Annotated in this window: 22 protein-coding genes and 2 pseudogenes; 5 read left to right on the top strand and 19 right to left on the bottom strand. The window is 61.5% G+C overall.

The window, feature by feature from the left end; all coding sequences use genetic code 11:
- Nucleotides 1-11 precede the first annotated feature (11 nt).
- From AACY44_RS03420 to AACY44_RS03365, 12 genes are read right to left on the bottom strand one after another with little or no spacing between them, the layout of a single operon-like run.
- On the bottom strand, nt 12-2,324 hold the full coding sequence (locus AACY44_RS03420; RefSeq protein WP_339529798.1) for an MMPL family transporter: 2,313 nt from the start codon (nt 2,322-2,324) through the stop codon (nt 12-14).
- Entirely contained in the window at nt 2,314-2,997 is a 684-nt protein-coding gene (locus AACY44_RS03415) for an outer membrane lipoprotein carrier protein LolA (RefSeq protein ID WP_339415572.1), read from the bottom strand. The genes AACY44_RS03420 and AACY44_RS03415 overlap by 11 nt, the downstream gene beginning before the upstream one ends.
- Nucleotides 2,991-3,419 (bottom strand): acyl-CoA thioesterase, encoded by a 429-nt coding sequence (locus AACY44_RS03410; RefSeq protein WP_339427274.1) that lies wholly within the window; start codon nt 3,417-3,419, stop codon nt 2,991-2,993. The genes AACY44_RS03415 and AACY44_RS03410 overlap by 7 nt, the downstream gene beginning before the upstream one ends.
- A complete protein-coding gene (locus AACY44_RS03405) occupies nt 3,412-4,953 on the bottom strand; it encodes an HAL/PAL/TAL family ammonia-lyase (RefSeq protein ID WP_339529797.1) in 1,542 nt (513 codons plus the stop codon). The genes AACY44_RS03410 and AACY44_RS03405 overlap by 8 nt, the downstream gene beginning before the upstream one ends.
- Nucleotides 4,937-5,872: an LpxL/LpxP family acyltransferase gene (locus AACY44_RS03400; RefSeq protein ID WP_339529795.1), complete on the bottom strand. Its 936-nt coding sequence runs from the start codon at nt 5,870-5,872 to the stop codon at nt 4,937-4,939. Before AACY44_RS03400 ends, AACY44_RS03405 begins: the two co-directional genes overlap by 17 nt.
- Nucleotides 5,869-6,603, bottom strand: a complete 735-nt coding sequence (locus tag AACY44_RS03395) for a glycosyltransferase family 2 protein (RefSeq protein WP_339415576.1) — start codon at nt 6,601-6,603, stop codon at nt 5,869-5,871. The genes AACY44_RS03400 and AACY44_RS03395 overlap by 4 nt, the downstream gene beginning before the upstream one ends.
- A complete protein-coding gene (locus tag AACY44_RS03390; protein ID WP_339529793.1) occupies nt 6,596-8,266 on the bottom strand; it encodes an ApeI family dehydratase in 1,671 nt (556 codons plus the stop codon). Before AACY44_RS03390 ends, AACY44_RS03395 begins: the two co-directional genes overlap by 8 nt.
- A complete protein-coding gene (locus tag AACY44_RS03385) occupies nt 8,263-8,808 on the bottom strand; it encodes a hypothetical protein (protein WP_339529791.1) in 546 nt (181 codons plus the stop codon). The genes AACY44_RS03390 and AACY44_RS03385 overlap by 4 nt, the downstream gene beginning before the upstream one ends.
- Entirely contained in the window at nt 8,805-9,059 is a 255-nt protein-coding gene (locus tag AACY44_RS03380; protein WP_003187949.1) for an acyl carrier protein, read from the bottom strand. Before AACY44_RS03380 ends, AACY44_RS03385 begins: the two co-directional genes overlap by 4 nt.
- A 9-nt stretch (nt 9,060-9,068) precedes the next feature.
- Nucleotides 9,069-9,338 carry a phosphopantetheine-binding protein gene (locus AACY44_RS03375; protein ID WP_339427272.1) on the bottom strand — a complete coding sequence of 90 codons (270 nt, stop codon included), beginning with the start codon at nt 9,336-9,338 and terminating at the stop codon, nt 9,069-9,071.
- On the bottom strand, nt 9,316-10,128 hold the full coding sequence (locus AACY44_RS03370; protein WP_339427271.1) for a lysophospholipid acyltransferase family protein: 813 nt from the start codon (nt 10,126-10,128) through the stop codon (nt 9,316-9,318). The genes AACY44_RS03375 and AACY44_RS03370 overlap by 23 nt, the downstream gene beginning before the upstream one ends.
- Nucleotides 10,104-10,823 carry a beta-ketoacyl synthase chain length factor gene (locus tag AACY44_RS03365; RefSeq protein ID WP_339415581.1) on the bottom strand — a complete coding sequence of 240 codons (720 nt, stop codon included), beginning with the start codon at nt 10,821-10,823 and terminating at the stop codon, nt 10,104-10,106. The genes AACY44_RS03370 and AACY44_RS03365 overlap by 25 nt, the downstream gene beginning before the upstream one ends.
- Nucleotides 10,824-11,127: 304 nt before the next feature.
- On the opposite strand from AACY44_RS03365, the gene AACY44_RS03360 reads away from it, so the two are divergent.
- Complete coding sequence (locus AACY44_RS03360) at nt 11,128-11,898, top strand: ParA family protein (protein WP_339438062.1); 771 nt, start codon at nt 11,128-11,130, stop codon at nt 11,896-11,898.
- A 124-nt stretch (nt 11,899-12,022) separates the two neighbouring features.
- Here the strand turns inward: AACY44_RS03360 and trxC are convergent, their stop codons facing one another.
- The gene (gene trxC, locus AACY44_RS03355) at nt 12,023-12,457 is read right to left on the bottom strand and encodes a thioredoxin TrxC (protein WP_339415583.1); all 435 of its coding nucleotides are present in this window, start codon (nt 12,455-12,457) and stop codon (nt 12,023-12,025) included.
- Between the two features lie 235 nt (nt 12,458-12,692).
- Between trxC and AACY44_RS03350 the strand changes: the two are divergent.
- Nucleotides 12,693-12,988: pseudogene (locus tag AACY44_RS03350) on the top strand (type II toxin-antitoxin system HigB family toxin).
- Nucleotides 12,985-13,386: a helix-turn-helix domain-containing protein gene (locus AACY44_RS03345; protein WP_339415827.1), complete on the top strand. Its 402-nt coding sequence runs from the start codon at nt 12,985-12,987 to the stop codon at nt 13,384-13,386. The pseudogene AACY44_RS03350 and the gene AACY44_RS03345 overlap by 4 nt, the downstream one beginning before the upstream one ends.
- A 5-nt stretch (nt 13,387-13,391) precedes the next feature.
- Here AACY44_RS03345 and selO read toward each other — a convergent pair whose 3' ends face one another.
- The 5 genes and pseudogenes from selO to AACY44_RS27630 form a co-directional block, all read right to left on the bottom strand.
- Nucleotides 13,392-14,855: a protein adenylyltransferase SelO gene (gene selO / locus AACY44_RS03340; protein ID WP_339427268.1), complete on the bottom strand. Its 1,464-nt coding sequence runs from the start codon at nt 14,853-14,855 to the stop codon at nt 13,392-13,394.
- A gap of 48 nt (nt 14,856-14,903) precedes the next feature.
- Nucleotides 14,904-18,287 carry a mechanosensitive channel MscK gene (mscK, locus tag AACY44_RS03335; RefSeq protein ID WP_339415586.1) on the bottom strand — a complete coding sequence of 1,128 codons (3,384 nt, stop codon included), beginning with the start codon at nt 18,285-18,287 and terminating at the stop codon, nt 14,904-14,906.
- Between the two features lie 52 nt (nt 18,288-18,339).
- Nucleotides 18,340-20,082 (bottom strand): potassium/proton antiporter, encoded by a 1,743-nt coding sequence (locus tag AACY44_RS03330; RefSeq protein ID WP_339427267.1) that lies wholly within the window; start codon nt 20,080-20,082, stop codon nt 18,340-18,342.
- A gap of 232 nt (nt 20,083-20,314) precedes the next feature.
- A complete protein-coding gene (locus AACY44_RS27635; protein WP_370468024.1) occupies nt 20,315-21,178 on the bottom strand; it encodes a methyl-accepting chemotaxis protein in 864 nt (287 codons plus the stop codon).
- Nucleotides 21,170-21,925, bottom strand: a pseudogene (locus AACY44_RS27630) (MCP four helix bundle domain-containing protein); the annotation flags it as partial. The pseudogene AACY44_RS27630 and the gene AACY44_RS27635, both read right to left, overlap by 9 nt.
- Before the next feature lie 293 nt (nt 21,926-22,218).
- On the opposite strand from AACY44_RS27630, the gene AACY44_RS03320 reads away from it, so the two are divergent.
- Together AACY44_RS03320 and AACY44_RS03315 are read left to right on the top strand one after the other, a co-directional pair.
- Complete coding sequence (locus AACY44_RS03320) at nt 22,219-22,449, top strand: hypothetical protein (RefSeq protein ID WP_339415589.1); 231 nt, start codon at nt 22,219-22,221, stop codon at nt 22,447-22,449.
- Nucleotides 22,446-22,739, top strand: coding sequence for a cell division protein ZapA (locus AACY44_RS03315; RefSeq protein WP_339415590.1), 294 nt, complete (start codon nt 22,446-22,448; stop codon nt 22,737-22,739). Before AACY44_RS03320 ends, AACY44_RS03315 begins: the two co-directional genes overlap by 4 nt.
- Here AACY44_RS03315 and AACY44_RS03310 read toward each other — a convergent pair.
- Entirely contained in the window at nt 22,736-24,538 is a 1,803-nt protein-coding gene (locus AACY44_RS03310; protein ID WP_339415591.1) for an acyl-CoA dehydrogenase, read from the bottom strand. The genes AACY44_RS03315 and AACY44_RS03310 overlap by 4 nt on opposite strands.
- Nucleotides 24,539-24,667: the final 129 nt, after the last annotated feature.

Raw genomic sequence — 24,667 nt, 5'->3', positions numbered from 1 at the left:
ATTAATCACATTCATAAGGCGTGCCTCTGTTGCCCGGCCCAGGGTGCCAGCATAAAGCTGAAGGCCAGGCCCAGGCTGACCGATAAGCCGAAATTACTCACTGCCGGTGTACTGGATACGGCCAGCAGGCCAAACGACAACCAGGTTGTCATAGCCGCCAGCAATGTGCCTAGCAGGCTGACCGCCGGACCGCCGATTTGCTCGCGCATCAGGATCGCGTAGTCGACGCTGATCGCCGTGACCAGCAGCAAGCCGAACAGGCTGAACAGCGTCAGCGGCTGGCCCAGCCAACCGAGGCTGGCCAGGCTGCACAGGGCCGCCAGCAGCGGCAGGGCGACAATGCGCAAGGCACCGCCAAACCCGAAGGGCAGGATCAGCAAGAGCACGATCAGCACGCACGACATCAATTTCAATTCGGCGGCGCTGATTTGCGTGTCGGCGAACACCCGGTTCAATTCGCCCAGGCGGTCCACCAATTGCACGCCGGGTAAATCCACTGCTTGCACCCGCAGCAGCGCCGGGTTGTTCAAGCCTTGCAGGCTAACCATTGCTGCCACGCCGCCGTCCACCGGGCCCAGCCACAGGGTGCGCCAAGGCTCGGCCAATGGGCCTGCCAGTGCGGCGTCGATATCTTGCGTAGGCAACGCTTGCAGTTGCCTCACCTCAGCTTGCAGGGCGCTGGCCGGTACGCCAAGGTCCAGCAATGGCTGCCAGTGCTGCGGCAGTTTATTCAAGGCGTCGCGCACTTGTTGCTGCTCGGCGGGCAGGCTGACCAGTTGATTGAGCGCCAGATAGCCCTTGAGCTTATCCATGTTTACCAATTGATCCAGGCGCTGCGCGAGTGCGCGCTGGCGCTCCAGCAACTGCTGCTGATCCTGCGCCCGCACCAGGAAAAACTGGCTGGTGGGTTGGAACCCGGTAATCCGCGCGACGGCCTGTGCTTCTTCCAGCAATTGCGGCGGCGCGCCGATCCACTGGCGGATATCGTTTTTGCTGTTCAACTGCCACAGGCCACCGGCGCAAAACAGCACCAGCAGCGCCAGCAAGACCGGGCTCGGCACGCGCTTGAGCAGCGAGGCGCGCAGCCGCCACAGGCCTTCGGCGATACGCAGCGGCCATTGCGCCGGGCGCAGCTCGACGCCCTTGAGCAGCGCCGGCAACAGGCACACGGCGGACAAATAAGCGCCCACCAGCCCGGCGGCGGAGAACACCGCGATCTGTGTCAACGCCGGGAACGGCGTCCACGCCAGCGCCAAGTAACCGATGCAACTGGTCGCCAGGCTCAGGCTCAGGCCGGGCAAGGTCAGGCGCAACGCCGGCCAGCTGCGCCATGGGCGCATGCTCCAGCTTTTCGACAGGTAGTGCAGCGGGTAATCCACCGCCACGCCGATCAGGCTGGAGCCGAGCACTAAGGTCATCACATGCATGTGCCCGAACAGCGCCACACAGGCCACCGCGCCAAACAGTATGCCCACCAGCACCGGCACAAAAGCCAGCAACACGCGCCAGCGTCGGAACGCCAGCAACAGCAGTAACAGGATGCCGACGGTAGCGCCGCCGCCGACCCAGGTGATTTCCCGCGTGGCTTGCTGCTGACCATTGGCCGCATACAGCAAGCCACTGGCGGCGAGCAGTTGCGCGCCTTGCTGACCTGCCTGCTCGCGGCTGGCCTGGAGCAACTGCGCCACTTGCAGCGGCAGGTTCATGTCAAAGGCATTGCCGGTGGTGCTCGCACGCAGCAGCACCCAACGCTTGCCGTCAGCGTCGGCGACCAACGCGCCGCTGCCGATATCCAATTGCACTGAGCCCTGTTGCGGTTGGCTGTTCTGGATACGCCCGGTCAGCCCCAGCCAGTCATCCTGGCTGGGCACCAGGCTGAACCCGGTAAAGGGGTCGAACAGGGCTTGCACGCGTTGCTGGATAAACGCGTCGGGCTGGTTGATCAGCTGCTCGCGGTCCGTGGTCGAGAGCATCGCCAGGCGACCGCGCAGCAATTGCTCGCGTAGCGCCGGCAAGTCGGCTTGCAGGTTCCACTGCACTTTTTCAAACAACCCGCTGGCTTGCCAGCGCTCGCCCAATTGTTGCGCCACGGCGACCGCTTGTTGGCGGTCGGCATGGCCCACCAGCACCAGTATTTGGTGGTTAAGCGGTTCCTGCATGCGCTGTTCGGCTTGTTGCTCCAGGGCGTCCGGCGTGTTGCCCGGCACCAGCTCCATCAGGTTGGCGGACAACGGCGCGCCGTGGCGCCACTGCCAGCCGGCCAGCGCAAGCACCGCCACCAGCAGGATCAGGAAAAGGCGCGGCAGCAGGCGCTCACTGGGCAAAGTCGTGTTGCTCCGCGTCGCTCAACGGCTGGTTGGCAGTGCTGTCCTGCATGCGCAGCACGGTGCTGTCGCCTTGGGTTTCGAGCAATTCGATCTTTTGCACAAGATCGCCACCGTCGATGTTGATCCGGTTGAAGACTTGCTTGAGCAGCAGCGAGCGCGGAATCAGGGTCAATTGCCACTGCTTGGCCTCGCCGTGCAACTGCAATTCGAAGTCACGCTGCAAGCCGCTGCTGTCGCCCTGGAGCACGGCGAGGAACAAACGGTTCTGCTCGGCGCCGGCACTCTTGTTTGGCAGCAGTTGCCAGCCATTGGCGTCGCGGCGGGCGATGCCTTGTGCGCTGATGCGGTAGTCCTGTTGCAGCGGGGTTTTCAGCAGCCACAGCAGGCCGTGGTCCTTGGCGAGGACGAAGGTGCCTTTGCTGACCAAGGGTTGGGGCAGGGCACGCAGGTGTTTTTCCTGGGTGAAGCTGCCGTGGATCACTGAGGGTTTTGCAAGCTGATCGCTGAGTTGTTGCAGATCAAAGGCGTGGGCATTAAAGCTCAGCAACAGCGCAACCCCTGTGGGAGCAAGCTTGCTCGCGAAGAGCCTGAGAGCGCCGCGCAGTGTCAGGCGGCCCGCGTTATCGTTAACGTCCATCGCGGGCAAGCCCGCTCCCACAGGGGTCAGCATTTCAAGGCCCTTTCTATGGCGTCTGTGAATACTTTTGGCGAGGCCAATTGCATCTCGCGGGTCGTGATTTCCACGGCCACTTGCACGGTGCTGGCACGGGTCAAACGCTCGCCGCTGGCGAGGTCGGTGATCAGGTAATTGACCTTCAAGCGGTTCTCCCACTCCACCAGGCTGGCGCGCACGTTAATGGTCTGGCCGAACACAGCACCGCGCACGTAACGCAGTTGCATGTCGATCACCGGCCAGGCGTAGCCGGACTCGAGCATCGCCGTGTAGTTATGGCCGATCTGGTCCAGTAGCGCGCAGCGCGCCACTTCCAGGTACTTCACGTAATGCCCGTGCCACACGACATTCATGGTGTCGACGTCAAAAAACGGCACCAGGATTTCGGTGTCGCAATGCAGTACGCCGGGGCTACGCATGCAGCCTCCAGTGTTGCTCGGCGATGCGTTGCAGGCACAGGCGCAGTTCACCTTCCAGGGCACGGTCTTCGATGACCGGCGGGAAATCTTTGGCGAGTTCTTCGTGCATCGCCGCCAATGCCGGTGGCAGCGCGCGTGCATCCTCAGCCTGGGCCCGCAGCCAAACGCCTTGGTTGGCGGCGAGCAAGGTAGCGGCGGCGACCTGTTCGGTCAGCTCCAGCACGCGGATCGCATCGCGTGCGGCGATGGTGCCCATGCTCACCTTGTCTTGGTTATGGCACTCGGTGGAGCGCGAGAACACGCTGGCAGGCATGGTGTTTTTCAGCGCTTCGGCGGTCCAGGCGCTGGTGCCGATCTGCACGGCCTTGAAGCCATGGTTGATCATCGCGCGGTCAGTCGGGGCGCCGGACAGGTTGCTCGGCAGGCCGTGGTTGTAACGCACGTCCACCAGCAGCGCGAGCTGGCGGTCAAGCAGGTCGGCGACGTTGGCCACCAGGGTCTTGAGGCTGTCCATGGCGAAGGCGATATGCCCGCCGTAGAAGTGCCCGCCGTGCAATACGCGCTCTTCTTCAGCGTCGATGATCGGGTTGTCGTTGGCGCTGTTCAGCTCGATCTCGATGAACGAACGCAGCCAGTTCAGGCTGTCGGCCAGCACCCCGAGCACGTGGGGTGCGCAGCGCAGCGAATAACGGTCTTGCAGGCGATGCAGCGGCGCGGTCGGTGCGTCAATCGCCAGGTCTTTGCGCAGCCAGGCGGCGACTTGCATCTGCCCCGGGTGCGGCTTGGCGGCGAACAGGCGCTCGTCGAAGTGTTCCGGGTTGCCTTGCAGCGCTACCACATTCAGTGCGGTGATGCGCGTGGCCAGTTGCAGCAGGTAGTCGGCGCGGGCGAAGGCCAGGCAAGCCAGGCCGGTCATCACAGCGGTGCCGTTCATCAGCGCCAGCGCTTCCTTGGGCCGCAGTACCAGCGGTTCCCAGCCCAGCTCGCGGTGCACGTCGGCAGCCTGGCGGCGTTCGCCACGGAACATCACTTCGCGCTCGCCGGACAGGGTCGCGGCCACGTAGGACAGCGGCGTCAGGTCACCGCTGGCGCCCACCGAGCCTTCTTCCGGGATCAGCGGCAGCACGTCGTGTTCAAGGAAGGCATGCAGGCGCTCGAGCAGTTCCACGCGCACACCGGACACGCCGTGGCACAGCGACTGCAAACGCGCGGCCAGCACGGCGCGGGTCGCTTGGGCGTCGAGCAACTTGCCCAGGCCGCAACCGTGAAAGGTGTACAGGTGACGCGGCAGCGCCTCGACGTGCTGCAACGGCACCGCCACCACGCACGAATCGCCGTAGCCGGTGGTCACGCCGTAGATCACGCCTTCCTTGTCCAGCAGCGAGTCGAGGAACTGCGCGCCCTTGGCAATGCGCTGGCGATACGCGGCATCGTCTTGCAATTGGGTGGGCACCTGACGATTGGCCAGGGCCAGCACGTCTTCGATGCGCAAAGCGCGTTCGCCAAAGGTTACTGGCTCAAGATGCGTCGTCATCGGTCTTCCAGAAAGGGTAAAAGTTGAACCATTGTTGGGGCGCTTCCAGGCAAAACTGGCCCAGGCGTGCAGCGTAGCGCGCGGTCCATAAGGCTATGACTTGCTCGCGGGTGTTGCGTTTCCATTCGACCCGTTCGGCGAAAGGTTCAATGCTCAGGCGATAGCGGTTGTTGTGCTTGAGGCACATCAGCAGGTTCACCGGGCACTTGAGCAGGCCGGCCAGCAGCCAGGGGCCCTGGGGGAAGGCGGCGTCATGGCCGAGGAAACCCACGCGCACCGTGCGCCCACCGTGCAGCGGCACGCGGTCGCCGGCAATCGCCAGCCACTCGCCGTCGTCCAGGCGCTGGCTGAGCAGCAGCATGGTGGCCGGGTCCAGCTCGCTGACCTGGATCAGGCGCAAGTGGCTCGCGCCGGCTTCGCCCAGCAGGCGGTTGAATTGTTCGGCGTGCTTGGTGTGCACCAGCACGTTCATGGTGACTTTTTCACCGATCTCCGCGAGGGCGCGGCACACTTCGAGGTTGCCCAGGTGCGCACCCACCAGCATCTGCCCACGTTCACCGCGCAGGTGCCCGCGCAATTGCGCCGGGTCGTTGATGTCGATCTGCTCCAGGCGCAATTTGCCGTTCCACACGTCGAGCTTATCGAGCATTGAGTCTGCAAACGCCATGAACTGACCGAAGACTTTCCTGTGGGTGGGGCGCAGGTCATCACGCCGGCTCCAGTCGGCCAGGCGCTGCTGGTATTGCCAGGCGCTCTGGCGCGCCGTGCGGCCGAACAGGAAGAAGTACAGGACGATCCCGTACAGCAGCGGGCTCAATACCCGACGGCCGAGTACCTTGGCGGCGAAGGCCGTGAGCTTCATCAGCCAATAGCTGCCGCGTTCATCACGGTCAGCCCAGTGTTTGTTGCGATCGCTCATGCCTGCCACCGTCGCCACAGGATCATCGGCGCACGGATCAGCATGCCGAAGAACAGTCGGGTGTGCATGGCCGAGATACGGACGTTGTCGCGGAACAAACGAAAGTGCGACAAGCCGTCAGCGGGGTAGTGCACCTGGGTTGGCAGCCAGCGCATCGGCTGGTTGCGCCAGGCCAGGCGCACCAGGATGTCCGAGTCGAAGTCCATGCGCGTACCAATGTAGGCCGAGTCCATCAGCGCCAGCACCGGCGCCAGTGGGTACACGCGAAAGCCGCACATCGAATCGCGAATCTGCAGCGACAAGGTGTTGATCCACACCCACACGTGGGTCAGGTAGCGCGCGTACAAACGGCCCTTGGGCACGCTGTCGTCGTATTCGGGGTAGCCGCAGATAATCGCATCGGGGTGCCTGCGCGAGGTGTCGACAAACGTCTCGACTTCGCGCAGGTCGTGCTGGCCGTCGGCGTCCACTTGCAGCGTGTGGCTGAAGCCCAGGCGTGCGGCTTCGCGAAAGCCCGCCATCACCGCGCCGCCTTTGCCCTGGTTGTTGGGCAGGGTGAGCAGGGTGACGTTATCCAGGGTGGCAAGTTGCGCCAGCACTGCCGCGCAGGTGGGGCTGCTGCCGTCGTCCACCAACAGGCAGGGCAGGCCGCTGTTCAACAGGCTGTGGACCACGGCCGGCACGGCGGCTTCGTGGTTGTAGACCGGGATCAGGGCGCACGGGTTATGCATGCGCGGCCTTCAGCAAAATCCGGCCGCTGGAGCAGGCGGCGACGCCGTTGCGGTAGGCGAAGTACAACTTGCCGCGCTCCCGGTCGAAGCGCAGGTGCAGTTCAATCGCGTCGCCGGGGCGTACCAGTTGCTGGAACTTGAGCACTTCCATTCCGGCAAAGGTCGGCGGCAAATCGAGCAGTTGCTGGCCCAGGTTGAACGCCCATTCCACCTGCACCACGCCCGGCAGCACCGGCGTGACCGGGAAGTGCCCGCTGAAATAGGCCAGGTCCGGCGGGACGCTTAGTTGTGCGGTCCATTCGCCGTTGGCTTCGACTTTCTCCAGTACGTCTGGCGCCTTTGGGCGCGGCGCCAACAGCAGCGACTCGACGTCCGCCTGGGGCAGCTTGCCTTGGCTGTTCAGCGGTAACTGCCTGAGCAAACGCCAGCGACGCGGCAGAGCCAGCGCTTCGCAATGCTGGCTCAAGTGTTGGCGCAGGGTTTGGGTGAGCGTGCGCCGGCCCTGATTGCGCAGGGCATGCAGGCCCTCGTCGCTCAGCACCACCAGGGCGCCGAGGGAGGCGCGGTTTTCCTGCACCACGCCCAGGCGGGTTTCGGCGACCCACGGATGGGCCATCAGTGCGTGTTCTAGCATGGGCAGGGAAATACGTTTTTCTTCCAGTTTGACGATGCGATCCAAGCGGCCCAGCAGTTCGAAACGGCCATCGGCGTGAATGCGCGCGGCGTCGGCGGTCTGTTCGATATGCCCTTCAGGCAGATACTTTGAGGCGATGCGCAGCGCGCCGTCTGCATCCTGACTCAGTTGCACGTCGGCAAACGGCTGCCAAGGCTGCGCACCCTGGCGCCAGGCGATGCCGCCGGTTTCCGAGCTGCCGAGGATTTCCGTGGGCCACTGCTGCAAACGGTCGTAAAGGCTGCCGGCAGCGTCCACTGGCAGCGCGCCGCCGGACGAAAACACCCGCGACACCTGGCTCAGTGCCGGCCAGTCGAGGTTATCGCCCATGCGCTTGAGCAGTGCCGGGCTGGCGACCCAGGCAAATTGTCCGTGCTCGCGGCTCGCGCGCTGCATGTCTTCAGGGAAAGCCAACTGCTTGCGCACAAAGGTGCGCCCGGCGCACAGCGGCCAGAGCACTCGGAACAGCAAACCGTAGATATGTTGAGTGGCCACGCTGCCGATGATGCAGGCGTCTTTAAGGTCCGGGCCCCACAGGGTTTCCAGCGCCTCAACTTCGTTAGCCAGCTGGCGCAGCGTCTTGTCGATGCGCTTGGGTTCGCCACTGGAGCCGGAGGTGCACAGGCTCAGTTGGCAGCTGTCCAGATCAAGGGCGGCTGGGCGCAGTGGTGTTTGAAACAGCGCGTCCAGGTCAGCCGCTTCGGTCAGCCAGGCATCAACGGCCTCGTCCCAGCGTTGGCGGGTTTGAGGTTGCAAATCGGCGGGCAGTAGCACGCTGACCCCGGCCCGCCATGCACCCAGCAGGGCAATTGCCAGCAGGCCGGCATCTTCCAGGTACACGGCGAGGCGCTGGGTACCCCGCGCTTGCAGGCCCGCCGCCAGGCTCAGGGACTGCTCCCACAGCTGTGCATGATTCATCTCAGGCTCGGTGGTGACCAAACGCTGTTGCAGCGGCTCAAGCAGCAAGTGCTCAAGTTTCAACCCATTCATACGCGGCCTCGAACCCTTTGTCGTACCAGCCATTCCACGGCAAACAACAGCCCAATCAGCCCGTAGGCGATCAAGCCGTTGTACAACGTCCACCAGCTCAGCGGCGCCCACAGGGTGAGGGCAGTGGCGAGCAGGCCATTACACAGAAAAAACACGCTCCACACCACGGTAACCTGGCGGGTATACACAATGGCGTGGGGCGGCAACACCGGATCGGTCATGCGCGCCAGGCGCTCGACCATCGGTGGGCCGTATTTCAGGCTCAAACCGAACAGTGACAACATGAACGCGCTGACCAGGCTCGGGTACCAGCGCAACAGTTGCGGGTTATCGAACCAAGCCAGCGCTAAACAAAACACGATGATCGCCAACGCCATCCAGCGGCTGCCGTGGCGTCGGGCACCGGTCAGCCCACGCAGCAGCCACAGGCCGCCGAGCAGCAGGCCGAATTGCCAGGGTGCAAAGTGCTCGGTGCCGTAATACACCGCAAATGGGTACAGCAGCCCCGCCAGCAACAGGCCAAGGCCGATCAGCCGGCTCATGCGGCCGGCTGGACCAGGCGGTACACCGCCTCAACCACGTCGTTCACGGTCCGTACCGCCTTGAATTCTTCGGCGGCGATCTTCTTGCCGGTCTGGCGCTTGATATGGTCGATCAAGTCGACGGCGTCGATGCTGTCGATTTCCAGGTCCTGGTACAGGTTGGCGTCAAGGGTGACGCGTTCCGGCGGCAGTTCAAACAGTTCCACCAAGGCATCGCGCAAGGTGTTGAAGATATCGTCACGAGTTTGCATGGTCCGGTCTCAAGCTGCCTGTCTGTCCGTGACATACGCCGCAAGGCTGGCCACGTTGGTGAAGTGATTGCGGGTGTCCTTGGCGTCGGCATCGATCTTGATGCCGTACTTTTTCTGGATTGCCAGGCCCAGTTCCAAGGCGTCTACCGAATCCAGGCCGAGGCCTTCGCCGAACAGGGTTTGCTCGCTACCGATGTCGTCGACGCTGATGTCTTCAAGGCCCAGGGCCTCGATGATCAGCATCTTTATGTCGTGCTCAAGGCAGTGTCTGTCGCTCATCTTCGGCGAGCTCCTTAAAAAAATAGTCGTGCAGGTAATCGTTGAGCTTGCGTGAGGCTTGGGGCGCGGGGCCCAGTGTTGCGAACGCCTGTGGTTCTATATCGGCACCCACCCGCAAACTGAAGTGCACGCGGCATTTCGGGATGCGATACCAGGGTTCGGCCTTGGTCAGCGTCGTGGGGCTGACCTTGATCACCACGGGGGTGATGATTGTCGCACCCCGCAGCGCAATGGCGGCGCCGCCGCGATGAAAGGCAGGCGCCGCGCCGGGTGTGGTGCGGGTGCCCTCGGGGAAAATGATCAGGGTCTGGCCTGCGCGCAGGGCATCGGCGGCGGCATCGAGCATTTCAGCGCTGCCGTCGTTGCTGATGTAGCCCGCGTCGCGCACTGGCCCGCGGGTAAAGGGGTTCTGCCACAGGCTCTGCTTGACCACGCAATTGGCCTGGCGCACCAGGCCGATCAGAAACACCACATCGATCAGCGACGGGTGGTTGGCGATGATCATCTGGCCCGGGCGCCCGAGTTTTTCCGCGCCGTCGACGCTATAGGTCAGCACGCCGGCGCGTTGCATCAAGCGAATAAAGAACCAGAACAGCCAGCTGATGGTGTGGCGGGCGCGGCGCCTGTGGCTTGCTGCGCTGCCTGGCAGGCAACTGAGCAGGGGAAACACCAGCAACCGCAGGCACAGCCCTCCGAAGCCAAACAGCGCGAAACTGGCAGCGGTGGCGAACAGACGCCAATAGTAGGCGTCTCGCGGTTTGTCGTTCAGGGTTTGCGTTGCCAGTTCCATACGCGGTTCTTCCAGGCATGTTGGCAGGCGACCTGTTCGGTGAGCAGGGTGCGCAGCAGGTTCAGGGCATGGGGCCACTGGGTTTGAGTGAGTTGGACAGTGCGGGTGCTGAGTTCCAACTGCCACTCGTCGCCCGGTGTCAGCAACAGGCCGAGGGCGTAAGGAAAGGGTGCGTCAACGATCCAGCTGGCGTAGGCCTCGGGCGGCAGTTCTTCGGTAATCACCAGCAAAACGGCCGGCGCGCCTTCGTTGAGCAGCGCGGCGGCCTCGAGCATGCCGTGTTCCAGGCCATCGCCCGCGGCCGCGAGGGCGGTCATTTCGCTGGTTTCATTGCGCAGGATCGACCACAGGCCAATCACCGCGTTATGCACCGACAGGCTGAACTGGGTTGGCGACAGTGGCTGGTCGTTGGCCAGGTCGCTGAGAATGTCGAGGGTGCGCGGGGTCTCGCCATGCCGGGAAACAAACACCAGTGGCAAGTCCTGCAAGCCCTCGGCCAGCGGCCAGCCTACGCTGAACGCCATGCGCGCCAGGCGGCTCAGCCGGCGGCGTTGCATGGCTGGCAGGAACGAGACGTCGGGGCAGGCTTCGCTGACAGGCAGAGACACCGGGGCCTGGCACCAGGCACGCCATTCATCCGTGCTTTCCAGGCCAGGGGCCCAGGCGCGCCATTGGGCGATGTTGAAAGTGATCACTGAGAAAGTATCCCGCCCCTGCGGGCTTCCATGTGCGACTTGTGGCCCCGAATACCGGGACAGGGAGCAATAGCCGAATGGCGCGCATTATCCGGGTGCCGTGGGGTTCTAGCAAATATTGGTAAAAAATTGTTCACGGCTGATAACAATTTGGTTGGGATGATTTACAGATTGTCCTTTACCCCACGCCGATTTGGATTGTCGGGCCCTTCCTGTTCGTTTGTCGGGGATGGATGAACGAGGTAGCGAACATTCGCTTAAGCCCTCTACACTCCTGCATTCATTGATACACGGAGGTTTTTCCATGCGGCGCGTGGTGTTCAATCAAAAAGGCGGCGTTGGCAAGTCCAGCATCGCCTGCAACCTGGCGGCGGTCAGCGCCAGTGAAGGCTATCGAACCCTGTTGGTGGACCTCGATGCACAAGCCAACTCAACCCAATACCTCACCGGGCTGACCGGCGACGACATCCCCATGGGTATCGCGGATTTTTTCAAGCAAACCCTGTCTTCCGGGCCGTTCTCCAAGAAAAACAAAGTCGATATCTACGAAACCCCTTTCGACAACCTGCATGTGATCACCGCCACTGCGGAATTGGCAGACCTGCAGCCCAAGCTTGAAGCCAAGCACAAGATCAACAAGCTGCGAAAGCTGTTGGACGAACTGAGCGAAGACTACGACCGGATTTACCTGGATACGCCGCCGGCGCTGAATTTTTATGCGGTTTCGGCGCTGATTGCTGCCGATCGCGTGCTGATACCGTTTGATTGCGACAGCTTCTCCCGCCAGGCACTGTACGGCCTGCTGGCTGAAATCGAAGAATTGAAGGAAGACCACAACGAAGGCCTGGAAGTGGAAGGTATCGTGGTCAACCAGTTCCAGGCGCGTGCGAGCTTGCCGCAGCAGATGCTCGATGAGTTGATTGCAGAAGGGTTGCCGGTGCTGCCGGTGTACCTGACCAGCTCCGTGCGCATGCGTGAGTCGCATCAGGAGAACAAGCCGCTGATCCATCTCGACCCTCGGCATAAGCTGACGCAGCAGTTTGTGGAATTGCATAACCTGCTGGAAAACGTGTGACCTGAAAGGCAACGTAGAACCTTGTGGGAGCCGGGCTTACCCGCGATGAGGCCGGAGCATTCAATAGAGAGAATGCCTGACACACCGTCATCGCAGGCAAGCCAGCTCCCACATTCGACCGTGTTTAGACGCCCTGGCTACGCAACCAACTCATCAACTGCGGCAACGGAAACGCCCCGCTCTGACGCACCACTTCGCGGCCATTCTTGAACAGAATCAAGCTGGGAATCGAACGAATCCCCAACTGCGCCGACAACTGCTGATTGGCCTCACTGTCGAGCTTTGCCAACCGGCACTTGCCCTCCAGCTGCCCAGCGGCCTGCTCAAACACCGGCGCGAATGACTTGCACGGCCCGCACCAGTCGGCCCACACATCCACCAGCAAGGGCAGGTCGCCCTTGATCTGGCTGGCGTAGTCGCCTTGCTTCAACTCGAAAGGCTTGCTCAACAACACCGGCTGCTTGCAGCGCCCGCATTTGGGCGCGTCACTCAGGCGTTCGCCGGGGATGCGGTTGAGGCCGTTGCAATGAGGGCAGGGGATTACAAGAGGTTCGGACATGGTGGGCTCCTTCGATGTGGCCAATGGACTGTATCTGGAGTCGGGCGAGGTGTTTATCAAGGCGGGGAGAGGGGGGACTCATCCACTCACAGTTTTGCCCGTGCTGATGTGGGCAGCTGTCTAGGCTGTCAGAGCCTGTTCTGTTTTGAACCATCGGTCTGTTTGCGATTATCGCAAATTGAGATATTCGGAATTCGGGTTTAACCTTCATAGCAAGATGCGATAAGGATGTTGCATGCGAGTGATCAGCGAGAAAGGATCTGGGAAGCGAAGGAAAAGTGGCCACGTTCAGCAACAGCGTTGGATCAGTGGTATCGGGTAATGAGGCGAAATTACCCCAAAGATTTCGCGGCGATGAAAGCCATGTTCCCTGCCACGGATAAGGTCGGGGAGTTTCACATTTTCGATATTGGAGGCAACAACTTGAGGTTGATTGCTGGCGTGGAGTATCGGGCGCAGCGCATCTACATCAAGCATCTGCTTGATCACCGCGACTATGAGAAAGATAAATGGAAGGAAAACAACAGATGAGCGCGCTTATGCGAGTAGCTGCCGAACACTGGCAATTTGTTTCACCCGTGATGCGCAAACCAGAAAACGAGGAAGACTACGACGCTCTGGTATGTGGGTTGGACGAGTTATTGAGCCTGATCGGCGAAAATGAGGACAGTCCGCTGATGAGCTTGGTAGATATCCTCAGCGACTGGATCGAAGCCTACGATCATGAGCATCGCCCAATGCCCGTCGCCAGCGGCGCCGATGTGCTGCGATACATGATGCGCGAACACAATCTCACTCAGAGCGACCTGCCGGGCGTCGGCGCCCAATCGGTCGTCTCTGAGGTGTTGAGCGGAAAGCGCCAACTCAACATACGGCAAATTCGTTGGCTGGCTGAACGCTTCGGCGTATCAGTAGAAACCTTTATCTGAGGCGTTTACGACGAACAACTAATCTCCAAATGCTTGCCCCAATCTGGCGGCCGCTGTGCGTATTGCTCCATACCAGGCTGCTCCCCAAACGGCTTGCTCAGCACCTCGTGCAGTCGCCGCACCTCGCTGTAATCGCCCGACTCGGCCGCAGTGATTGCGTTCTGCGCGAGGTAGTTGCGCAGGATGTACAGCGGGTTCACCGCGTGCATCCGCTTGCGGCGCTGCTCTTCGCTATATTCCCCATCCCGCGCAACGCGGGCCTTGTACAGCTCAGCCCAGGCATCAAACCCGGCGAGGTCGACGAAGTCGTCGCGCAGTCGTGCCACGGCCAGCGCCGCCGACTCATCTCCCAGGCGGCGGAAGAACAGCGTGTAATCAACGCCACTGTTCTGCATCAGTTGCAACAAGCGCTCCACCAGCTTCTGGTCATCGTCTTCAGCGGTGGTCAGCCCCATGCGGCGACGCATCAAATCCAGGTAATTCGCCTGATACAACGGCAGATACAGCCCAAGCGTTTCTTTCAAGGCGTCGACGCTGATAAACGGCGTCAACGCCTGTGCCAATGCACTGAGGTTCCACTGCCCAATCGGCACTTGGTTGCTGAAGGAGTAACGTCCTTCATGGTCGGAGTGGTTGCAGATGAAGTGCGCATCAAAGTCATCGAGAAACGCAAACGGTCCGAAGTCGAAGGTGATGCCCAGGATCGACATATTGTCGGTATTCATCACGCCATGGCAAAAGCCATACGCCTGCCACTTGGCGATCAATTCGGCGTTGCGCTCGACGATTTCGCGGAACATGGCCAGGTAAGGCTCTGGTTGTTCGCGGCACTCGGGGTAATGCAGGTTCAATACGTGTTCGGCCAAAAGCGCCTGCTGTTCGGGCTTTTTGGTGTAATAGAAATACTCGAAATGCCCGAAGCGGATATGGCTCGGCGCCATGCGCAGCACCATCGCGCCGCGTTCCTGCTTCTCACGCCACACCGGGGTATCGGAGCCGATCACGCACAGTGCGCGACTGCTGGGGATACCCAGCGCATGCAGCGCTTCGGAGGCCAAAAACTCGCGGATCGAAGACCGCAACACGGCGCGCCCATCACCCATGCGTGAGTAAGGCGTCATACCGGCACCCTTGAGGTGCAGGTCCCAGTGCTCGCCGGCCTCGTTATACACCTCACCCAGCAACAACCCACGGCCATCGCCCAATTGCGGGGTGTAGCCACCGAACTGATGCCCGGAATAGACCATCGCCCGTGGCTCCGCTTCGGCCCACAGCGTGTGCCCGCCAAACAGCTCGGCAAACACCGGCGTTTCGGCCACGGCCGGGTCGAGGTCGAGCAATGCCATGGCAGCGTTACTCGCCACTACCAGACGCGGTGCGTCGAGGGGTTCAGGCAGTACGTGGGTTGAGAACGCGTCGCCCAGGCGTGCGAAGCGGTTGTCGAAGGTCAGTTCGTCGAGGGCTTTCACCGGCCATCTCCAGCAGAATGTCCTGGCATTCTGCTGGGGATAGCACCGTTAGTCGAGTTTGCTCGGCGGCGGCTCCGGCGCATCGTCGACTTTGCCGGGTGGCGGCTCGGGGGCGTCCTGCTCAGGGGCAGGCACGGCCATGGTCTTGTGCTCGTCTTCGGCAGGCACCAATTTGTATTCCTTGCCGTGCATGTTCTTGAGGTACACCTCCATCTGCCGGAACGAGATGTTGATGTGCTGTTTCTTGAACTCACGGTTGATGTAGCGGTTGACCTCATCCAGCACGGGGTTGCGGTCGCCCAGGTCGCGCACGTGCATGCGCAGTTCGTGGTCGAGGGCGCTTTCACCGAAGTTGAGGAAGTACACCAGCGGTTCCGGTTCCTTCAACACGCGTGGGTTTTCCCTGGCAGCCTTGAGCAACAACTCCTTCACCAAGTCCAGATCGGAGCCGTAGTCCACGCCCAGCTTCAGGGTGACCCGGGTGATGGTATCGGTCAGCGACCAGTTGATCAGTTGCCCGGTAATGAAGGTTTTGTTCGGGACAATGATGTCCTTGCGGTCAAAGTCGGTGATCGTCGTGGCGCGGATGCGGATTTTGCTCACCGTGCCCGACAGGTTGCCGATGGTGATGGTGTCGCCGATGCGCACCGGGCGTTCGAACAGGATCATGATGCCGGAGATAAAGTTGGCGAAGATCTCCTGCATACCAAAGCCCAACCCCACGGACAGCGCCGCCACCAGCCATTGCAACTTGTCCCAGCTCACGCCAAGGGTGGAGAGGGTGGAGACAAAACCGATGCCGGCAATCACATACGACAACAGCGTGGTCGTCGCGTAGGCGCTGCCTTGGGCCAGCTCCAGTTTGGACAGTACCAGCACCTCGAGCAGACCGGGTAGGTTGCGCGCCAGTGCGAAGGTAATGCCGATGATGATCAACGCGCCGATGAAATCGCCGATGCTGATCGGCACCATGCTGATATTCGCACCCGTGCCGCTGGTGTATTCGTACAGGGTGACGTTGTCCAGGTAGGAAAATACCGAGATCAGGTCCGACCACACCCAGTACAACGCCGCGATAAAGCCGCCGAGCAAGGCCAGGCGGATCAGTCGCATCGACTGCTCGTTGACCTGCTCGATGTCCAGGGTCGGCTCTTCGATCACCGCTTCGCCTTCACCGGCTTCCTTGGCGGCCTGGCGTTTAGCCAGTGCCCGCGCATAGGCCAGTCGCCGCGCCGCAACGCCCAGGCCGCGTACAAAGGTGGCCTCGATCACCAGCCAGAACATCAGCAGGTACAGGGTGTTGATCAAGCGGTCGCTGAGCTTGAGCGCGGTGTAGTAATAGCCAAAGCACACGGCGATAAACAGGGCGACGGGCAAGGCGGTAAACAGCAGGCCGATGGCCTTGCGAAACAGTGAGGCTTTTTCATGGGTTGGGCTGTTGAGCAGCAGGCGACCCAGCAACCAGGCCATCAGCGCATAGCACGTGAGCACCACGCCAATGCCCAGCACATCGTCCGCCAGCGCCGCCGGCTGGTGCTCGGCGATCGCCACGACGGCCACCAGCGCCAGCACCACCAGACCGAGCTTGCGTATCCAGCCTTGCAGGAATTCGACTTGGGGTTTTTCCCAGCGGAAGTGCAATTGCGCCACGCCACCCGGCGCCAGGATGCGATAAGCGGTGTAGAAGACCAGCCAGGCCTGGGCGATTTGCAGCAACGCTGCGCCGAGGTTGGCGTTCTGCCCACGGGCGTCAATTTGCAGTGCATAGCCGCACAGCGCCAGGCCCAGCGCCACCGGCATCGCCAGCAGGATATTGATCAGGATGGCCTGCGGCGTGTGCCACTGGCTGTCGCGCTTGAAGTGGCCGATGTCCAGGTGGACCTTGCTCAGGCGCTGATACAGGGCTTTGCGTCGCCACAGCAGGGCACCGATCACCAGCAGCAGTGGCAGGAACAGCAGCGGGCGCTGGGTCAGGCCGTCATACAATTCGCTGATGCTGGAGGCCCAGGGCAGGGTGGCGACTTGCTTGCTCAGGTGCGCCGGGACAGTTTCCAGCCACTCGGTGTCCAGCGGCTTGTTGCTGGGGATCCAGAACATCTGCTCATCCAGCGTCGCCCGCAGTGCGGTGGCGGTGCTGAGCAGTTGTTTCTGGTTCAGTTGCAACGTGATGGATTCATTCAGCAGCGAGCTCAGCTCTCGGCTCAGGCGCTCCAGCAGGTCGCTGCGGGTGATGGCCAGTTCCAGCAACGTGCGGCGCAGTTGCGGGGTGACATCTTCTGGCGCCTGGTTAGCCAGCAAGTTATCCACATAGGCGCTGGGCGAGCTGATCAGCTCGCGCTGCTGGTTGACCTCAAACTGATACAAGCGAATGTTGGCGATGTCATCCGCCAGGTCACGGTCTACCGTCAGGCGCGGCAGCGCCTGTTTCTGTTTGTAGAGGATCTTGGACAGCAGCAGGCTGCCCTTGAGCACGTTGATCTGCTCGTCCAGGGCCGAATCGCTCTGGGTGACTGTGTCCAGTTGCTGCTTGGTTTGCAGGTTTTTCTGGGTCAGGTCGTTGAGGCGGTCAGTGCTTTTAAGCAGGTAGTCGGAGAGCTTGAGGTTGGCCGCGCTTTCCGTGGCCAGCAGGCTGCTGCCGCCAGCTTTTTGCGCTTCGATGGATTGCTGGGTGACGGTCTGCTGGGATTGGGCCAGGCGCTTTTGGTTGATCAGGGTTTGCAGGTCCTGGATTTCTTGCTCCAGGCGCGCGGTTTTTTCCTGGATCAGGTCGTGCTGACTGTTGCCCAGGTCTTGCAGTTGGCTGTTGCCTGCCAGTTCCTGGCGGCGCAAGGGGATCAGTGCGTTCAGGGCGGCGAGTTCAGCGTTGAGCTGGTTGCGCTGATCGGCATTGAGGGTTTTGCCGTTGTCTTTGCCGGCCTTGAGGATCGAGTTGATCTGCAGGATGCGCGTCTGGCTGCTGCTGATTTCAGTCTGGGCGCGCTCGGGCCGGGTCTGGGCGGCGATGGACAGGCTGTTGGCGTCGGCCAGCTCTTTTTGCAGGTCGCCCTGCTGGGTACTGCGCTGCACCAGCAATTGCTCGAGCTGCGGTACCGGCAGGGTGGCGTAGCGTTGGGCGACCGGGACGACCTTGGTGGCCTTGAGCCGCGTCAGTTCGCGCTGGTTCTCTGTGGTCTGGCGCGGGGCGTCTTCCAGCTGGCGCTTGAGGTCGATGAGGCGCTGCTCATAGTCCTGCTTATTGTCCAGGTACGTCAGGGTCTGTTGCAGGATCGCCTGCAACGCTTTCATATCGGCGTCGGGCAGCTTACGGTCGGGCAGTTTGTCCAGGGTTTGCTGGATGGCGTCGGCGCTGGGCGGGTCGGCCGCGTGGACGGTACCGACACAGAGGGTCAAGCCCAGCAGGGCAGTGGCGAGAAATGTGCGCAGAGTTGGCATAGAGACCGGTCGAGCGAAATGAAAAAATGGGGGCGAGCTGTCGCCCCGCAGTTTAGAGGAAGAGTCCGGGACCCGGGCGACTTCCTTCGGGGAATCTGACGCCGACTTTGCCGATCTTGTTCCCGTCCATGACAGCGACGGTCCAGATGGTGTTGTTCCACTCCACCTGGTCGCCTACGACTGGCGCACCGCCGACTTTCTGGGTGATGAAGCGGCTCAGCGGCATGTCCGGGTCGATGCCCTCCAGCTTCAAGCCGTACAGGGCGGAAACCGCGCCCAGCTGGGCGTCGCCTTCCAGTACGAAGTCGCCGAAGAAACGCAAATCCAAACCGCGTTGCGGCGCCTGGCTGAAGAGTTTGCCCAGGGCCGGCAGGTTGTGTTCGTGGCCGATCACACAGAGCAAATCATCGACTTCCAGCACCGTACTACCCGACGGATGGAGCAGTTGTTGACCGCGGAACAGGGCGGCGATCCGCGTGCCCTCAGGCATTTTCAGCTCACGCAGGGCGGCGCCAATGCACCATTTTTCTGCGCCCAGGCGGTAGACGAACAGCTCCCACTCGCTGGTGACATGCACTTCCAAGGCCGCACGGGAGATCGGCGCCGGGTCCGGCGGTACGGTGACCTTGAGCAGCTTGGCCACCCACGGCAGGCTTGTGCCCTGCACGAGCAGCGAGACCAGCACGATAAAGAACGCCAGGTTGAAGTACAGCTGCGCATGCGGCAGGCCGGCCATCAGCGGGAACACCGCCAGAATGATCGGGACCGCACCGCGCAGGCCGACCCAGGCGATAAAGGCTTTTTCGCGGCCGTGAAACGCCTTGAACGGCAGCAGGCCAACCATCACCGACAGCGGCCGCGCAAACAGGATCATCCACAGTGCAAGGCCCAGCGCCGGGAGGGCAATGGGCAGCAATTCGTGGGGCGTGACCAATAGGCCCAGCACCAAAAACATGCCGATCTGAGCCAGCCACGCCATGCCGTCGAGCATATGCAAAATGCCGTGACGGCTGCGCACCGGGCGGTTGCCGATCACCAGGCCACACAGGTAAACGGCGAGGAAGCCACTGCCGTGCAGGGCGTTGGTCAGGGCGAAGACGAACAGGCCGCCGGCGATCACCAGGATCGGGTACAGGCCGTTGGCCAGGCTGATCCGGTTGACCATCTGCAGCATCAGCCAGCCGCCGCCCAAGCCGACGATACCGCCGATGCCGAACTCGCGGAGCAGGTGCGTCAGCAGGCTCCAGTGCAGGCCGGTCTGGCCACTGGCAATCATGTCGATCAACGTGACAGTGAGGAACACCGCCATCGGGTCGTTGCTGCCGGATTCAATTTCCAGGCTGGCGGAGACCCGCTCGTTGAGGCCTTTACCGCCCAACAGCGAGAATACCGCTGCGGCGTCCGTGGAGCCGACGATGGCACCGATCAACAGGCCCTGGATGATATTGAGGTCAAACAGCCAGGCCGCAGCCATACCGGTGAGGCCGGTGGTAATCAACACCCCCACCGTGGCCAGTGACAACGCCGGCCAGAGTGCCACACGGAAACTTGCGACCCGGGTACGCAAGCCGCCATCGAGCAGGATCACCGCCAGGGCGAGGTTGCCCACCAGGTAGGCGGTCGGGTAGTTATCGAAAATGATGCCGCCGCCATCAACGCCGGCCAGCATCCCCACGGCCAGGATGATCACCAGGATCGGAATCCCCAGGCGGGACGAAAGAGAACTCACCAGAATGCTCGCACTCACCAGCAACGCGCCGATCAAGAACAGGCTGTTGATGGTCGTCGCATTCAAAGGCAGTACTCCATGAGCAAACAAGACGGGGCGCAAACTGACCATGCAGTCTGCGTGCCAGCGATTCTAACCTGTTGAATTGCTGCGCTGTCAAAAAGGTTCTTCTGATTCATGTAGATCTAATGTGGGCGCGGGCTTGCTCGCGAATGCGGTACATCAGCTAAAGATAGGCTGACTGAACCACTGCATTCGCGCGCAAGCCCGCTCCCCCATTTTGACTGAGGCGAGTCAGTTAGAGGCGGAATCGCCCCACCATCCCATTCAAGTCCACCGCCAACCGTGAGAGCTCACTGCTCGCCGCGCTGGTCTGGCTGGCACCGGTCGCCGACTGCACCGACAGATCGCGAATGTTCACCAGGTTACGGTCCACTTCCCGCGCCACTTGTGCCTGTTCTTCCGCCGCGCTGGCGATGACCAGGTTGCGCTCGTTGATCTCGACAATCGCGGTATTGATCGTGTCCAGCGACATCCCCGCGCCTTTGGCGATGTTCAGGGTCGACTCAGCGCGTTCCGTGCTGTTGCGCATCGAATCCACCGCATGCTCTGTACCGGCCTGGATGCTGCCGATCATCCGCTCGATTTCGCTGGTCGACTGCTGGGTGCGATGGGCGAGTGCGCGTACTTCGTCGGCAACCACCGCAAAGCCTCGTCCGGCTTCACCGGCGCGCGCCGCTTCAATCGCAGCGTTAAGGGCCAGCAGGTTGGTCTGGTCCGCCAGGCCGCGAATCACGTCGAGCACCTTGCCGATATCGCGCGACTCATTGGCCAGGTCGCCGATCAGCGTGGCGGTGGCCTGTACGTCGCCGCTCATGCGTTCGATGGCGCTGACGGTTTCCTGCACCAAATCACGGCCATCACCGGCAGAGGTGGTGGCGTTGCGCGAAGCTTCGGAGGTGCTCACCGCATTGCGTGCGACTTCTTCGACAGCGCTGGTCATCTCATTCACCGCAGTGGCGGCTTGTTCGATTTCGGTGTTTTGCTGAGTCAGGCCGCGGGCGCTTTCGTCGGTGACCGCGTTCAGCTCTTCGGCAGCCGATGCGAGTTGGGTAGCGGAACCGGCGATGCGTTGCAGGGTGTCGCGCAGTTTGTCCTGCATCTTGGCCATGGCGGCCAGCAGGCGCCCGGCTTCGTCGTTGCCGTCGACTTTGATCGGGCGCGTCAGGTTGCCTTCGGCCACTTCTTCCGCCGCTTCCAGTGCCTGGGAAATGGGCAGGGTGATGCTGCGGGTCAGCAGCCAGGCGAACAGCATCGTCAGTGTCGTGGCGATAATCAGCAGCCCAATCACCCAGTTGAAGGCCATGTTGTAATGGTCTTCGGCCTGTTGGTTGGTGTTAAGGGCGGCCTTGTTGTTGTAGTCCAGCAGGCGGTTGAGCACGGTGTTGACCTGCTCGGAGTTGCTCAACAGCTCAGTGTTGAGCAGGGTGCGCAGCTCTTCGATCTGGTTGGCGCGCGACAGGCTCTTCATGCGCGCTTCAATCTGTTGGTACTGGGCAAGCAGGCGCATGTACTCGTCGTAGATCGAGCGCTCTTCACTGCTGTCGATCAGTTTTTCGTAAATGCCCTGCGCGGTGCGGATCTGCTGGTTGCGCAGTTCGAAGGCTTCCAGGGTCTTTTGCTGAACGTCCGGCTCGCGGTTGGTCAGCAAGCGATAGGACAGCACCCGCAGGCGCAAGGTGAGTTGGGTGAATTCATCGAGGGCGCGGATGCTCGGCACGCTGGACAGGGTGATGTCTTGGGTGGCGCCACGGATCTTGCTCATCTGATTCAACGCGAAAATACCGAGAAACAGCATCAACGCGCCGATAAACGCGAAGCTGAGGAAGGCTCTCGGAGCGATATTCATATTACGAAGCGACATGGGGGGGAATCCTGGGGGAACGCGCGATCCGTGCGGCCATGAGACGGTGTGTGCCTCTCTATCGGTCTTACGACTAAAGTCTAAAGGGGCGTGTGCGTTTTTGTCGCACCTGACGAGGGTCTTGGCCGATTCAGGAACCAGATCGGGTAATTGCAGTCACTAAGGCTCGAAAGTGCGGCCCGGCCCTTAAAAATCGGGCTGCGCGCCAGGGATAACCCTGGCATCCGAGGTGAATTTTCTTTATCGTCACCGCCCTTTGAAAAGCCAGAGAAATCAAAATGTTAGAAGCATCCCTCAGCCAATTGGAACAACTCGTCAGCGACTTGGTACAACAAAATCAGGATCTGCTGGGCACCACCGAATCCCTCAAAGCGGAATTGGCCCGCGCCAAGGATGAGAACGACAGCCTGCAACTGAACCTGATGGAGCAGGAAGAAAAGCACGGCGCTACCGCCGCCCGTATCCAGGCGCTGGTTGAGCGTGTGAGCGCAGGGCCTGTCAACGCATGAGTGAAGGGATAAAGGTCGTTTCGATTCTCGGAGAGGATTACTCGATCAAGGCTCCGGCCGGGGAAGACAAAACCCTGATGCACGCCGTGACCCTGCTCAAGGCGTCCCTTACCACCACCAAGAAAAAGTACCCGACCCTGATCGGTGACAAACTACTGGTGCTGGCGGCGCTGAACCTGTGCGCCGAGCAGATCGAAATGCAGCAGGCTCACCAGCAGGAACTCGACCGTTACCAAGAGCAAGTCAGCGCCACGGTCGATGTGATTTCCAAGGCGATCGGTACGCCTTAGAACCACTCATCCTGCATGCCCAGGCACGTGTCATCGCGTGCCTCCAGAATTGCCAGTTCATGATGGCAGCTCGGTACTTCCCAGGTCAGGAAGTACCGGGCGGCCTGGAGCTTGCCTTTATAAAAGGCCACATCCGCCGCATTGCCCTTGGCCAATCCTTCTTCGGCGCGAATCGCCTGTTCCAGCCAGCGCCAGCCAATCACCGTATGCCCGAACACCTTCAAGTACAGCGCCGAGTTTGCCAGGCTGCTGTTGACCTTGCCTTGGGCGAGATCCGTCAGCAGGCCGATGGTGACGCTTTGCAGGCGGTTGACCAACTGTTCCAGCGGTTCCCTTAGTGCGGTCAGGCTTGGGTATTCCTGCGCCCGTGCACCGGTTTCGGCAATCAGTCGTATGAGTTGCTTCAACCCCGCGCCGCCGTTCTGCGCGAGCTTGCGCCCCAGTAAATCCAGGGACTGGATCCCGTGCGTGCCTTCGTGGATCGGGTTCAGGCGGTTGTCGCGGTAGTACTGTTCCACCGGGTACTCGCGGGTGTAGCCATGGCCGCCGAGAATCTGGATTGCCAGTTCGTTGGCCTTGAGGCAGAACTCCGAAGGCCAGGATTTGACGATAGGCGTGAGCAGGTCCAGCAGTTCGTGGGCGTGCTTGCGCTCAGCTTCGGTTTCCAGGGTGGTGGTGTCGTCGAACAGCCGTGCAGCGTAGAGGCCAAGGTCGAAGGCGCCTTCCACGTAGGATTTTTGGGTCAGCAGCATGCGCTTGATGTCTGCGTGCTGAATGATCGAGACCGGAGCCGTTGTGGGGTCTTTGCTGTCGGGCAGGCGACCTTGCGGGCGTTCGCGGGCGTATTCCAGCGAGTAGAGGTAGCCGGCATAACCGAGCATCACCGCTCCCATGCCGACGCCGATGCGCGCTTCGTTCATCATCTGGAACATGCAGCTCAGACCCTGGTGCGGTTTGCCCACCAGATAGCCGACGCAACTACCGTTATCGCCGAAGTTGAGCGCGGTTGACGTAGTCCCGCGCCAGCCCATCTTGTGGAACAGCCCCGCCAGCAGCACGTCGTTGCGCTCGCCCAGGCTGCCATCGTCGTTGACCAGGAACTTGGGCACGATAAACAACGAAATGCCCTTCACCCCAGCGGGCGCATCCGGCAGCTTGGCCAGCACCATGTGCACGATGTTTTCCGACAGCGGGTGGTCGCCACCGGAGATGAAGATCTTGTTGCCCTTGAGTCGATAGGTGCCGTCAGCCGAAGGCTCCGCGCGCGTACGAATATCCGAAAGCGACGAGCCCGCATGGGGTTCGGTCAGGGCCATGGTGCCGAAGAATCGGCCGTCGATCATCGGTTGCAGGAAGCGTTGTTTCTGATCGTCGGTGCCGAAACTTTCGATCAGGTTGGCGGCGCCCATGGTCAGGAATGGGTAGGAAGTGGACGCCGCGTTCGCTGACTGGAAGTGCGCAAAACAGGCTTGAGACAGCAGGGTGGGCAGTTGCATGCCGCCTGCTTCGAAGCTGCGGGCCGCGTTGAGGAAGCCGGCTTCAAGGAAGGCATCCACCGCCGGTTTGACTTCCGGGATCAGGATGGCTGCGCCGTTCTCGTAGCGCGGTTCGTTCTCGTCGTTCTTGCGGTTGTGGGGGGCGAAATACTTTTCGGCGATGTTGCGCGCGGTGCTGATGGCCGCATCGAAGGTTTCGCGATTGTGCTCGGCAAACCGCTCGCGCTGGGTCAGGCCCTCTGCATCGAGGACTTCGTAGAGCTCGAAAGCCAGATTGCGGGAACTGAGCAGCGTCTCGGACATGGCGGATTACCTGTAGAAAAGTATGCCGCAGTCTAGGAGCGCTGATAAAAACGGGGAAGGAAGATAGATGGGGGTGATGGGGCGGCACAAGCTTCAAGCTACAAGTAAGAGCGGCGTGCTTTTACTTGC

The organism is Pseudomonas sp. RA_15y_Pfl1_P11 (assembly GCF_963970975.1).
In the GTDB taxonomy this organism is placed as follows: domain Bacteria; phylum Pseudomonadota; class Gammaproteobacteria; order Pseudomonadales; family Pseudomonadaceae; genus Aquipseudomonas; species Aquipseudomonas tritici.
Note: the sequence above shows the minus strand (reverse complement) of the source record. Positions and strands in the feature narration are given on the sequence as shown.

What these genes read in the sequence shown, in the direction of transcription:
- AACY44_RS03415 (WP_339415572.1), bottom strand. Translation starts at nt 2,997, where the DNA reads ATGCTGACCCCTGTGGGAGCGGGCTTGCCCGCGATGGACGTTAACGAT.
- AACY44_RS03410 (WP_339427274.1), bottom strand. Translation starts at nt 3,419, where the DNA reads ATGCGTAGCCCCGGCGTACTGCATTGCGACACCGAAATCCTGGTGCCG.
- AACY44_RS03405 (WP_339529797.1), bottom strand. Translation starts at nt 4,953, where the DNA reads ATGACGACGCATCTTGAGCCAGTAACCTTTGGCGAACGCGCTTTGCGC.
- AACY44_RS03400 (WP_339529795.1), bottom strand. Translation starts at nt 5,872, where the DNA reads ATGAGCGATCGCAACAAACACTGGGCTGACCGTGATGAACGCGGCAGC.
- AACY44_RS03395 (WP_339415576.1), bottom strand. Translation starts at nt 6,603, where the DNA reads ATGCATAACCCGTGCGCCCTGATCCCGGTCTACAACCACGAAGCCGCC.
- AACY44_RS03390 (WP_339529793.1), bottom strand. Translation starts at nt 8,266, where the DNA reads ATGAATGGGTTGAAACTTGAGCACTTGCTGCTTGAGCCGCTGCAACAG.
- AACY44_RS03385 (WP_339529791.1), bottom strand. Translation starts at nt 8,808, where the DNA reads ATGAGCCGGCTGATCGGCCTTGGCCTGTTGCTGGCGGGGCTGCTGTAC.
- AACY44_RS03380 (WP_003187949.1), bottom strand. Translation starts at nt 9,059, where the DNA reads ATGCAAACTCGTGACGATATCTTCAACACCTTGCGCGATGCCTTGGTG.
- AACY44_RS03375 (WP_339427272.1), bottom strand. Translation starts at nt 9,338, where the DNA reads ATGAGCGACAGACACTGCCTTGAGCACGACATAAAGATGCTGATCATC.
- AACY44_RS03370 (WP_339427271.1), bottom strand. Translation starts at nt 10,128, where the DNA reads ATGGAACTGGCAACGCAAACCCTGAACGACAAACCGCGAGACGCCTAC.
- AACY44_RS03360 (WP_339438062.1), top strand. Translation starts at nt 11,128, where the DNA reads ATGCGGCGCGTGGTGTTCAATCAAAAAGGCGGCGTTGGCAAGTCCAGC.
- trxC (WP_339415583.1), bottom strand. Translation starts at nt 12,457, where the DNA reads ATGTCCGAACCTCTTGTAATCCCCTGCCCTCATTGCAACGGCCTCAAC.
- AACY44_RS03345 (WP_339415827.1), top strand. Translation starts at nt 12,985, where the DNA reads ATGAGCGCGCTTATGCGAGTAGCTGCCGAACACTGGCAATTTGTTTCA.
- mscK (WP_339415586.1), bottom strand. Translation starts at nt 18,287, where the DNA reads ATGCCAACTCTGCGCACATTTCTCGCCACTGCCCTGCTGGGCTTGACC.
- AACY44_RS27635 (WP_370468024.1), bottom strand. Translation starts at nt 21,178, where the DNA reads ATGCAGGACAAACTGCGCGACACCCTGCAACGCATCGCCGGTTCCGCT.
- AACY44_RS03320 (WP_339415589.1), top strand. Translation starts at nt 22,219, where the DNA reads ATGTTAGAAGCATCCCTCAGCCAATTGGAACAACTCGTCAGCGACTTG.
- AACY44_RS03315 (WP_339415590.1), top strand. Translation starts at nt 22,446, where the DNA reads ATGAGTGAAGGGATAAAGGTCGTTTCGATTCTCGGAGAGGATTACTCG.
- AACY44_RS03310 (WP_339415591.1), bottom strand. Translation starts at nt 24,538, where the DNA reads ATGTCCGAGACGCTGCTCAGTTCCCGCAATCTGGCTTTCGAGCTCTAC.